Origin of the sequence: Kitasatospora sp. NPDC059571, from assembly GCF_042735675.1 — a bacterium.
Lineage (GTDB): Bacteria > Actinomycetota > Actinomycetes > Streptomycetales > Streptomycetaceae > Kitasatospora.
This window is the reverse complement of sequence record NZ_JBHWBW010000051.1, coordinates 17,263-27,387: the sequence shown is the minus strand read 5'-3', so window position 1 is coordinate 27,387 and position 10,125 is coordinate 17,263. Positions and strand designations below refer to the sequence as shown.

Annotated in this window: 10 protein-coding genes; 4 read left to right on the top strand and 6 right to left on the bottom strand. The window is 75.0% G+C overall.

Annotation, left to right across the window (positions count from 1 at the left end; all coding sequences use genetic code 11):
• Window positions 1-120 precede the first annotated feature (120 nt).
• The gene (locus ACFV0G_RS09040; RefSeq protein ID WP_380544028.1) at window positions 121-1,104 is read right to left on the bottom strand and encodes a cyclase family protein; all 984 of its coding nucleotides are present in this window, start codon (window positions 1,102-1,104) and stop codon (window positions 121-123) included.
• Between the two features lie 173 nt (window positions 1,105-1,277).
• On the opposite strand from ACFV0G_RS09040, the gene ACFV0G_RS09035 reads away from it, so the two are divergent.
• Window positions 1,278-1,940, top strand: a complete 663-nt coding sequence (locus ACFV0G_RS09035; RefSeq protein ID WP_380544024.1) for an NADPH-dependent FMN reductase — start codon at window positions 1,278-1,280, stop codon at window positions 1,938-1,940.
• A 35-nt stretch (window positions 1,941-1,975) separates the two neighbouring features.
• Here the strand turns inward: ACFV0G_RS09035 and ACFV0G_RS09030 are convergent, their stop codons facing one another.
• Together ACFV0G_RS09030 and ACFV0G_RS09025 are read right to left on the bottom strand one after the other, a co-directional pair.
• The gene (locus ACFV0G_RS09030; RefSeq protein WP_380544021.1) at window positions 1,976-2,626 is read right to left on the bottom strand and encodes a response regulator; all 651 of its coding nucleotides are present in this window, start codon (window positions 2,624-2,626) and stop codon (window positions 1,976-1,978) included.
• Complete coding sequence (locus tag ACFV0G_RS09025; RefSeq protein ID WP_380544018.1) at window positions 2,614-3,858, bottom strand: sensor histidine kinase; 1,245 nt, start codon at window positions 3,856-3,858, stop codon at window positions 2,614-2,616. The genes ACFV0G_RS09030 and ACFV0G_RS09025 overlap by 13 nt, the downstream gene beginning before the upstream one ends.
• Window positions 3,859-4,133: 275 nt before the next feature.
• Here ACFV0G_RS09025 and ACFV0G_RS09020 point away from each other — a divergent pair, with 275 nt between their 5' ends.
• A complete protein-coding gene (locus ACFV0G_RS09020) occupies window positions 4,134-4,409 on the top strand; it encodes a hypothetical protein (protein WP_380544015.1) in 276 nt (91 codons plus the stop codon).
• Between the two features lie 26 nt (window positions 4,410-4,435).
• Here ACFV0G_RS09020 and ACFV0G_RS09015 read toward each other — a convergent pair whose 3' ends face one another.
• From ACFV0G_RS09015 to ACFV0G_RS09005, 3 genes are all read right to left on the bottom strand, one after another.
• Entirely contained in the window at window positions 4,436-6,031 is a 1,596-nt protein-coding gene (locus ACFV0G_RS09015; RefSeq protein ID WP_380544012.1) for an FAD-dependent oxidoreductase, read from the bottom strand.
• Window positions 6,028-6,606 carry a DUF5987 family protein gene (locus tag ACFV0G_RS09010; protein WP_380544031.1) on the bottom strand — a complete coding sequence of 193 codons (579 nt, stop codon included), beginning with the start codon at window positions 6,604-6,606 and terminating at the stop codon, window positions 6,028-6,030. The genes ACFV0G_RS09015 and ACFV0G_RS09010 overlap by 4 nt, the downstream gene beginning before the upstream one ends.
• Window positions 6,607-6,683: 77 nt before the next feature.
• The gene (locus tag ACFV0G_RS09005) at window positions 6,684-7,322 is read right to left on the bottom strand and encodes a hypothetical protein (RefSeq protein ID WP_380544009.1); all 639 of its coding nucleotides are present in this window, start codon (window positions 7,320-7,322) and stop codon (window positions 6,684-6,686) included.
• 265 nt (window positions 7,323-7,587) lie between these two features.
• Between ACFV0G_RS09005 and ACFV0G_RS09000 the strand changes: the two genes are divergently transcribed.
• Window positions 7,588-8,976, top strand: coding sequence for a hypothetical protein (locus ACFV0G_RS09000; RefSeq protein WP_380544006.1), 1,389 nt, complete (start codon window positions 7,588-7,590; stop codon window positions 8,974-8,976).
• Window positions 8,973-10,125, top strand: a 1,153-nt coding sequence (locus ACFV0G_RS08995; protein ID WP_380544003.1) for a GMC family oxidoreductase N-terminal domain-containing protein, incomplete at its 3' end; no start/stop codon positions are given. The genes ACFV0G_RS09000 and ACFV0G_RS08995, both read left to right, overlap by 4 nt.

The window sequence follows — 10,125 nt, the reverse complement described above, 5'->3', positions numbered from 1 at the left end:
CCAGTGCCCGGGACCCGCTGCCGTCTCCGCCGCGCGGCGGTCGGGCTCCGCTTCAGCCCGTGGAACACTCCGAGCCGGAGGGCCTCGTGGCAGGTCTGCGCCATCGCGCCTGTCCTGACATCAGACGGCTGCGCCGCCCGCATCGCCGGTGGTGCCGGTGCCGGTGCCGGTGCCGGTGCCGTGGCCGTCCGCGGGGCCGTCCAGGAGTGCGAGGGCGCGGACCGGGAAGGTGCCCATGCCCTCGACGGCCGGCGGCGCGGCGTGGAAGCGGAAGCCGTGCGGGGGCAGTTGCTCCAGTCCGTGCAGGTGCTCGACGACGGGGATGCCCGCGGCCAGCAGGGCGGTGTGGGCGGGGCGGCTGCCGTCGGCGGTGTCGTCGATGTTGAGGGAGTCGATGCCGACGAGAGCGGGCCGCTGCCCGACCAGCCACTGTGCGGCCGCCCCGGTGAGGTAGGGGTGGCCGCTGCCGTACTGCTCGGTGCCCCAGTGCCGGGACCAGCCGGTGTGGATCAGTACGGCCCGGCCGGTGACGTCGTACGGCAGCAGCAGCTCCCGGTCGATCGCGCGGCCGCGCGCACCCACGGCCCGCACGAGGACGCCGTCGAGGTCGGTGAACCGTGCCAGCGGGAGGCCGGCCAGGTCGGCTCCGTCGCCGAAGCGGTGGAAGGGCGCGTCGAGGTAGGTGCCGGTGTTGGAGACCATGGAGATGCGGCCGATGGCGAACTCGGTGCCGGGCGCGTAGTGCTCGCGCGATGCCCGGTGGCTGAGGTGGTCGCCGATCTCGGGCCCGGGCAGGCCGGGGTAGGTGACCATCCCGTGGCGGATGGGATGGCTCAGGTCGACGGCCCGCCGGGCCCGGGGGGCGGTAGGGGGCCGGGGACCCGCTCCCTTGTGCGGCTCCCGCAGGAGCCGGGTCCGGCTGATCCGCAGCGTCTCGACCATGAGCAGGCCGAGGCTCCGGACGAACAGGTCCGCCAACTCGTCCTCGCCCGTGTCGGGGCCGGGCACGTCCAGCCGGAACCCCTGGGTCTGGAGGGCGCCGCCGTTGGCGAAGGTCACCTCGGCATCGAATTCGGCACGCCACTGCTCGTTCTCGTCCGTCATGATCCGATGCTGGATGCCCCGGGGTCCGATCGGCAAGCAGTATTCCGGCAGGGCCCGCCCCGGCGCCCGGCCCGCCGGACGGCCGACGTCCCGTCGCGGGTCGGCGGCGTCGGCACCACACTGGTCCGCAGGTGCCTGCCCGGGCGCCGCCCTGTCGCCGGAAGGACGTGCCCATGGCCACGGAGAACCCCCACCCCGGGCCGCTGCGGGTCTTCGTCCTCGGCGCCTCGCTCCGTGCCGGGTCGTCCAACGCCCGCCTCGCCGCCCTGATCGCCCAGATGATCACCGACACCGGCGCGACGGCCGATCTCGCCACCATGCGTGAGTTCGACATGCCGCTGTACGACGGCGACGCGGAGCTGGCCCATGGGCTGCCGCCCGGCGCCCTCGTCCTGCGGGACCGGCTCGAACTCTGCGACGCCTTCGTGATCTGTTCCCCCGAGTACAACGCCTCGGTGCCGGGCGTGCTGAAGAACGCGATCGACTGGGTGTCCCGGGTACGGCCCCAGCCCTTCAAGACCAAGCACGCCCTTCTCGTGTCCGCGTCCCCCTCCATGGTCGGCGGCAACCGTGGACTGTGGGCCCTACGCATCCCGCTCGAACACCTCGGCACCCGCGTCTACCCGGACATGTTCAGCCTCGCCATGGCCCACGAGGGATTCACGGAGGACGGACGGCTCTCCGACGCCGGGATGCAGGAGCGCCTCGCCGAGACCGTCCGGGCCTTCCTCGGCCTCGTCGAGGCCGACGTGCGGTACGTCTGCCTCCAGCGCCGCTGGTACGAGTTCCTCGGGGACCGGACGGAGGCGCCCGTCACCCAGCGGGCGGAGGACTGAACTCCGGCCGAAGATCGTGATCACGGATGGGAAGGTCAGGCCCCGGACGCCCCGAGGAAGCGCAGCACGGCCAGAACGCGGCGGTGGTCCGCGTCGACCACGGGCAGGTCGAGCTTGGCGAAGATGTTGTTGATGTGCTTCGCGACGGCGCTCTCGCTGACCACCAGCGCCTGCGCGATGCCGGCATTGGAGCGCCCCTCGGCCATCAGGCCGAGCACCTCCCGTTCGCGGTGGGTCAGCCGCGAGAGCGGGTCGCTGTCGCGCCGCAGCAGCAACTGGGCGACGACCTGCGGGTCCAGGGCCGTGCCCCCGTCCGCCACTCGCCGGACCGCCGCCACGAAGTCGGCGACATCGGCGACCCGCTGCTTGAGCAGGTAGCCCACACCGCTGGTGTTCGCAGACAGCAGGTCGGCCGCGTACCGCTCCTCCACGTACTGCGACAGCAGCACCACCGGCGTCCCCGGCCAGCGCCGACGGATCTCCATCGCCGCCCGCACCCCCTCGTCGGTGAAGCCGGGCGGCATCCGGACGTCGATCAGGGCGAGTTCGGGCCGGTGCTCCGCCACTGCCGCCAACAGCCCCTCCGCATCGCCGGCTTCCGCGGCGACCTGGAACCCGCCCATCTCCAGCACCTTGATCAGGCCGACCCGCAACAACACCGAATCCTCGGCGATCACCGCACGCACGGCAGCTCCGCGGTGATGGTGGTGGGCCCGCCGACGGGGCTGCTGACGTGGAAGGCCCCGTCGAGGGAGCCGACCCGCTTGGCCAGCCCGGTCAGCCCCGTGCCCGCGGCGTCGGCACCGCCCAGCCCGTCGTCGGTGACGCGCACTCGCAGCACCTCGCCGACCTGGCGGACTATCACCTCTGCCTGCATCGCCTCGGCGTGCTTCGTTGCATTGGTCAGCGCCTCAGAGATCACGAAGTACGCGACCGACTCCACGTCGGGCGCCACCCGCTCCTCCAGATCGACCCGCAGCCGCACCGGCAGGGGCGTGCGGGCAGCCAGCCCGGACAACGCCGCGTCCAGACCTCGGTCCTCGAGCACGGCCGGGTGCAGCCCCCGCACGAGGTCATTGAGTTCGGCGATCGCCTCCTTCGCCTCCAGGTGCGCTCTCGCGATCACCTCGCGGGCATCACCCGGCAGGTCCGGGCGGGTGGCAAGGGCCAGACCCAGGTTGACCGCGAGAGACACCAGCCGCTGCTGGGTGCCGTCGTGCAGGTCGCGCTCGATCCGGCGGCGCTCCGCGTCGACGGCCTCGATCAAGTCGGTCCGGCTCACGGCCAGCTGATCGACCCGCTCCTGGAGCCGCTGCGCCCGGCTGGGCCCGAGCAGGCCCGACGCCAGCCGTGCCTCGGCCCGGGCTACTGCCCGGGCGGTCCAGGGCAGGGCGCACAGGAGGAGGAGTCCGGCCGCCGTGTAGACCGGCAGCTGGGTCAGGTAGCCGAACCAGTCCTGGCGGATTCCGGTTGGCAGCGCCCATGACCAGGCGCAGGCGACGACGCCCGCCAGGCAGGCCGCCGCCACCGCGAGCACCAGCAGCTCCAGCATCGCGAGCAGCGGGCCCAGCAGGAGGTGGTAGGCGATCTTGCGCCAGGGCCGCGTCGCCGCGAGCCACCGGGCGGTCGAGGCCCACGTCCGTTGTTCCGGCGCGGTGGGGGTTTGCCGGGGGACGTCCACACCGATGAGCGCCCGGTAGCGAGCGCGCTGAACGGCCGTCAGCACCGGGGCGCCGAGCAGGACCAGGGCGGCCGACACGGAAAGCGTGAGGGGCCAGTTCCCCGTCCTGGCGGTGGTCGCCGCGGCCCAGGCCCACACGGGCACCAGCGCCAGGTGCGGCAGCACACCAGCGGCAAGAAAGAGGGTGTCCCGCTGCGCCCGGAGGACCGTGCGTCTCAGCCCGGCTGGAATCGTCATGGCACGACGCTATGGCACCGCAGGAGCACGGTGCCATGAAGCCTGTACCCGATTTCATGGTGAACCCAGTACCACCTGTCGATCTCGATCTCGGCCTGTGGGCGGAGCGAATCTCGGGTCGGTGGGTCGGCCTCGGCCGGCCGCCACCGACGTCAGGCCCTCCGACGGTCGTGATCAAGATCTACGGCCGGAGTGCCGTGCCCTCCCTTCCGGACCTTGCCGGGCGCGCGATGCGCCGGGATGCGCGAGCCCGGCGGCGGGGGCAAGGTCGAGGCATGAGCGATGTCGTCGTGCTCCTCGAACTGGAACCCTCCACGGAGGTCCTGGACGCCGGCGAGGTCGACGTCGGCGCGCGGATCCGGTGGGTCCATGCGGCTCCGCCCGACCCCGGCCGGCCCGGCCGGCCCGGGCCGGTGACCTTCTGCGGGCTCGACACCCGGGATCTCGAACGGGAGCCGTACCGTCCGGCGGGGCCGGGGGCGACCTGGTACCCGCCGTCGCAGACGACGCGGCACTGCCTCGCCTGCGACAGCGCGGTGCGGTCCCGCTGAGATCGGCGGGCCCGCGTCCGGAGGGTTCACGGGCCGCCGGTGGGGAGCGGGGCGCCGTAGCGGACGGACACGCCGGCCAGGGCGGTCCGGTCGACGATGCCGGGGACGGCGCGTTCGGCGAGGGCCGCGATGGTCAGCGACGGGTTGACGGTCAGTGAGGTGGGGACGGCGGCGCCGTCGGTGACGAAGATGCCCGGGTGTCCGCGCAGTTCGTGGCGGTCGTCGAGCGCGGAGGTGCGGGGGTCGTCGCCGATGCGGCAGGAGCCGAGCGGGTGCGCGGTGACCGCGCCGCCGACCTCGTCGGTCCAGGGCCGGACGGTGGCGAGGCCGTCCTTCTCCAGGATCGCGGAGAGCTCGGCGTCGGAGGCGTCCCAGCCGGTGCGGGTGGCGGCGGTGGGGGAGAAGGACATGCTGCCCAGGCCGATCCCGGGGGCGAGGCGGGTGAACGACCCGGTGAGCGGCGGCGGGCCGAAGCTGCCCTCGTTGTCGTCCTCGGTCATGGCGAGGAGGGTCAGCCAGGAGCGCCAGGCGTGCCGTTGCCGGCGCTTGTCGATGCCGAACCAGCCCGGTCCCGTCGTGGTCTGCGCGAGCACGCCGGTGATCGGCGGGAAGTAGATCTGCTGGATCGTGAAGCGGCTGAACTCCGCTGCGCCGGGGTCGAGTCGGTCGAAGCCGGCGGTGGTGATCGGCTTGCCGATGTGCAGGGCGGCGTAGGCGGAGCCGTCCGGGCGGGACAGGCCGAGCAGGTCGCGCACCCTGCCCTCGTCCGTCACGGCGACGCTGACCCGGTCACCGTTGCCGGAGAAGTGGCGGCCGACCGCCGCCGGGATGCCGCCGAGGGCGGGTGCCGAGCGCTGCAGGATGACCGGTGTCCCGACCGCTCCGGCTGCGAGGACCACGACCTTGGCGTGGACGATGCCGGACTCCGCGGTGCAGGTGTAGTCGGACGGGTCCAGCACCGTGTACCCGACGGCGTAGCGGTACCCGTCCTTCCACGAGGGGGCGATCGCCTGCACCTCGTGCAGGGGCAGGATCGACGCGCCGCAGGCCTCCGCGGCGGGCAGGTAGTTGAGCAGCATGGAGCGTTTGGCGTCGAATCGGCAGCCGGACAGCATCCAGTTGCAGTCCGTGCAGCGCGCCCGGTCGACGGCGACCGGCACGGGGTTGCAGGTGCGTCCGGCGCGGTGGCAGGCCGCGGCGAGGACGCCCCCGGCGTAGGAGACGTCGGGCCAGTCGAGCCGGGTGACGGGCAGGGCCTGTTCGGCGCGGTCGTACCAGGGATCGAGCGCGGCGCGGGTCAGTGCGGCCGGCCACAGGCGGCGCTGCAGGCTGCCGCGGCGTTCGAAGACGAAGGAGGGGGCGCGGAGCGAGGCGGCGAAGTACACCACGCTGCCGCCGCCGACGCAGTTGCCCGCCACCACCGAGATCCCGTCGCCCTTGACCACGTCGACGAACCGTGTGTACGTGCCCAGGCGCAGGCTGTGGGTGAAGTCGGCGGCGGCCGGCCGGGGGCCGCGTTCGAGGACGGTGACGCGGGCGCCCGCGGCGGCGAGGTGGTAGGCGGGGATCGCGCCGCCGAACCCGCTGCCGATGACGAGCACGTCCGTGGTGCGATCGGTCATGCCGGGCTCCCGGAGGGTGTGGTGCGGGGGTGCAGGGCGGCCAGGGCGCGGCCGTACGAGTGGTCGGGGAAGCGCCACAGGCCGTCCGCGTCCGGCGCGGGGAAGCCGAGCCAGGCCAGGCCGGGATGGCCGGCGGCGATCGCGGCGGGCGTGTCCAGGTGGGCGGCGGTGTCGAAGGCCAGGCCGACCAGGAGGGCCATGGTCTGCCAGATCGGGCGGTCCGGCTCGTCGGGCCGGAACAGGCCGCGGACCAGGTCGGTGCGGTGCCCGAAGGGCAGGCCGACGAACGGCGGCCATCCCGGCGGGAGCAGGATCAGGTGGGTGGCGGCCCGGGCCAGCGCCCGGGCGTCCAGCAGGGCGGCGATCTCCGGCAGCCACGGGCCGAGCGGCAGCTGCGGCGAGGTGAGGACCTGGAGGAGGCCGGCCTGCACCGCGCCGGGGCCGGTGACGACCCCGGCGATCGCCAGGTCGCCCGGGTACCTGCGCTCCCCGGGGATCAGCGTGTCGCCGAACGCCTCCAGCGTCCGGGTCGCCCCGGTGCCGAGTGCGGTGGTGGCCGTGGCGGGGGCGGTCACCGGGCCGGCGGCCAGGAGCACCGTCGCGGCGGCGAGGGCCTTCAGCAGGTCCCGCCGGGCCGGCGCGGACACCGCGCTCACCCGGCCGGCGGGCAGGCGAGGTCGAACGGCAGCACGGTGGTGAAGCCGCTCTCGCCGGACGAGGACCCGTAGGCGGCCAGGGCGTCCGCCAGCGCGGGGAACACCGGACGCAGCGCGAGCACGGAGTCGCCGACGCCGACCGGCGTCCCGTCGATGCGGAAGTCCGTCAGCCGGACTCCCGCGCGCCGGGCGGCCCGGTCCCACCAGTACTGGCCGTCCCAGGCGACCCACGGCACCGCGCCGGTCGTCCGCTGCACGCTCCAGTGGTCCCTCTGGTAGTAGTGGCAGGTCACCAGGGCGGCGGCGACCCGGGAGGGCTCCGCCAGCAGGAACCGCAGCGCGCCTCCGTTGTCGACGGTGATGTCGCGCTTGCTGTACTCCACGCACAGCGGGTCGGTGAACGCCAGCCACCAGGGCGGTGCCTCGCCCTCGCCGTAGCGGTGCCAGGTGCAGGTGGCGGCGAATCCCGGTTCCGTGAACGGCCCGGGGACGGCGGGGGCGTCGGCGGCCCGTGCTGCGCCGGCCGAGGGTGCGCCGGAGCCGGCCGCGGCCGCGGTCGCCGGGGAGACGGTGGCGCACAGGCCGAGTGCCAGGCCGAGGGCGAAGAGGGCCGAGCGCAGGCGTGGATGGGACACGGGACCTCCTGGGGGCGGAACAGGCGGGGTGTCGCGCGGGAATGCCCGGCCGTCGCGTCGATGGCGGAGGGCGGGGCAGACCGAGCATGCGGCATGACTACTCGTCAGTACAAGAGGTGTGACGGTGGCTCATCCACTGAGCCTGGTATTGGCGGGACGAGGCCGCCTTCCTCACCACCTTGCCACCAGGAGTTATTGACGTCATGTCACCTGAGTGGTTCAGTGGCTCATCCACTGCACGGCCGGATCCCCCACCGGAGGGCCCATGAGCACCCGGACGACGACCTTCGCCGAGACGATGACCGGTACCCTCCACCTGGCGGGGGAGAGCGAGCCGCGTCCGGCACGCCTGGACCTCGCCGTCCGGGCGGACGCCGTCGTGCTGCCGCACCGGACGACCCGGGCCCGGCTGACCGGCCGGATCCGCATCGAGGGACTGACGGACGATCCACTGCTGTCGGGGGAGCTGGAGATCTCACCACTGGCCCGCAGGCGGATCCGCTACCGACTCGCGTTCACCGCGGAGGGCCGGAACCTCACCCTCGACGGCTGGAAGTCGGTCACCCGGCGCCACCCGCTGCGGTCGATGACCGTCCTGCCCTGCACCGTCTCCGAGGACGGCCGCGAGGTCGGGCGCGGCGTCCTGCGGTTCCGGCCCGCCACCGCACTCGCACCGTTCCTGGCGAGCTGGCGCTTCCCCCGCGCCGACACCGCCGCCCGGCTGCACCGGCCACGCTGGGACGGCACCCCGGGCCGCACCGAGGTCTGGTACACCACCCTCACCGACCCCCGCACCGGCACCGGCGTCTGGCTGCACCACGAGACGACCGCCCCCGCCGACGGCTCGCCCGCCCGGTTGCACGGCTGGATCGCGCTCTACCCGCAGGCCGGACCGGTCGAGCACGCCCGCTACGGACCGCAGCCCTGCCGCCCCGACGGCCCGCCGTACTCCACCGCCGCGGCCGGCGACCCCACCCGGCACATCCGGGGCACGGCCGGCCCCTACACCTGGGACCTGACCGAGCACCCGGCCGGCGAACCGCTCTACACCTTCCCCCGATGGGCCTGGCGCCACCCCGTCCTGCCCGCCGCCCACGTGCTCCCGGCCGCGGTCTCCCACTACACCGGCACCATCCGCCACCCCGGCGGCGTCCTGCGGCTCGACCGGGCACCGGGAGCGACGGCACGCATCTACGGGCACGGCAACGCCCGCCGCTGGGGCTGGCTGCACGCCGACCTCGGCGGGGGCGACGTGCTGGAGGTCGTCGCGGCCGTCTCCAACCGCGCCGGCCTGGACCGGCTGCCACCGCTGGTCTTCCTGCGGCTGCGCCGCGCCGGCCGCACCTGGCCCCGCACCGCGCTGCGCCCGGCCGTCGGCCGGGCCGGCGCCGGACGATTCCGGGCCGACCTCGGCCTGCCGGAGTGGAACGTCACCGGCCGTACCGCCCTGCGGCGCATCCGCGTCACCGTCCGCCAGGCCGAGGAGCGCACCCTCGCCCTCGACTACACCGACCCCGACGGCAGCCGCGCGGTCTGCCGCAACAGCGAGGCGGCCGACGCCGAGATCACCGTGGAACGCTGGCGCGGCCGATGGCGACCCGAAGCCCGGTGGCAGCTCGACGGGGCGGCGCACGCCGAGGTGGGCGACCGATGAGCCGCAGGCGCCCCCGCAGCCGCGACGCCCTGGTCGCCGCCCTGCTCGCCGACGACGGCACGGCCTCCTGGCCCGCCGCGGCGGCGCAGCGGCTGGACTCCCACCTCGCCGCCATGCCCCGGCCCGCCCGGCTCGGCTTCCGCGCCGCAGGCGCCGCCGTCGACGGGTACGCCCTGCTGCGCACCGGCGCAGGACTGGACCGGCTGACCCCGGCGCGCCGCGAGGCCGTCCTCGCCGCCCTGGCGGCCCGGCCCGCCCTCCTGCCGCTGCTGGACGTCCTGAAGGTCCCGGTCATCCTCGCCGCCGGCACCGAGCGCATGCTGCACCAGCGGCCCGGCCCGCCGCCCACGCCCGCCGCACCGGCCGACCCCCCACTGGACTGCACACCGTCGCCGCACTGGCCGGACCGGGCCACCGCGGACGCCGTCGTCATCGGCTCCGGCGCCGGCGGCGCGATCGCCGCCCGCACCCTCGCCCGCGCCGGGATGCACGTCGTCGTCCTGGAGGAGGGCCGCCACCACACCACCGCCGACTTCGGCCGGCGCGCCCCGCTCGACCGCTTCGCCGACCTGTACCGCGACGGCGGCGCCACCGTCATGGCCGGCCGCCCACCCGTCCTGCTGCCGACCGGCCGGGCCGTCGGCGGCACCACGGTCGTCAACTCCGGCACCTGCTACCGCACACCCGCGCGCGTCCTGGACCGCTGGCGCAGCCGGTACGGGCTCGACCTGGCCGACCCGCACGCCTTCGCCGCCGACCTCGACGAGGTCGAACGCACCCTGCGGGTGGCGACCCAGCCGCTGGACGTCCTCGGCCGCAACGGACTGCTCACCCTGCTCGGCGCCGAGAAGCTCGGTTGGCAGGCCGGGCCGCTGCGCCGCAACGCCCCCGGCTGCCGGGGCTCCTGCCAGTGCGTCGTGGGATGCCCCGCCGGGGCCAAGCAGAGCGTCCAGCTGTCCGTGCTGCCCGACGCCTGCGCGGCGGGCACGCGGATCGTCACCTCCGCGCGCGTCCTGCGGGTCCTCGTCGACCCGGACCGGCCCGGCGGCCCCCCCCCCCCGGGGGGCGCCCCGGCCCCCCCCGCCCGCGGGCCGGGCCCCCGCGGGCCCACGGCCCTCTCCCGGGCACTGCGGCACCTCTCCTTCCAGC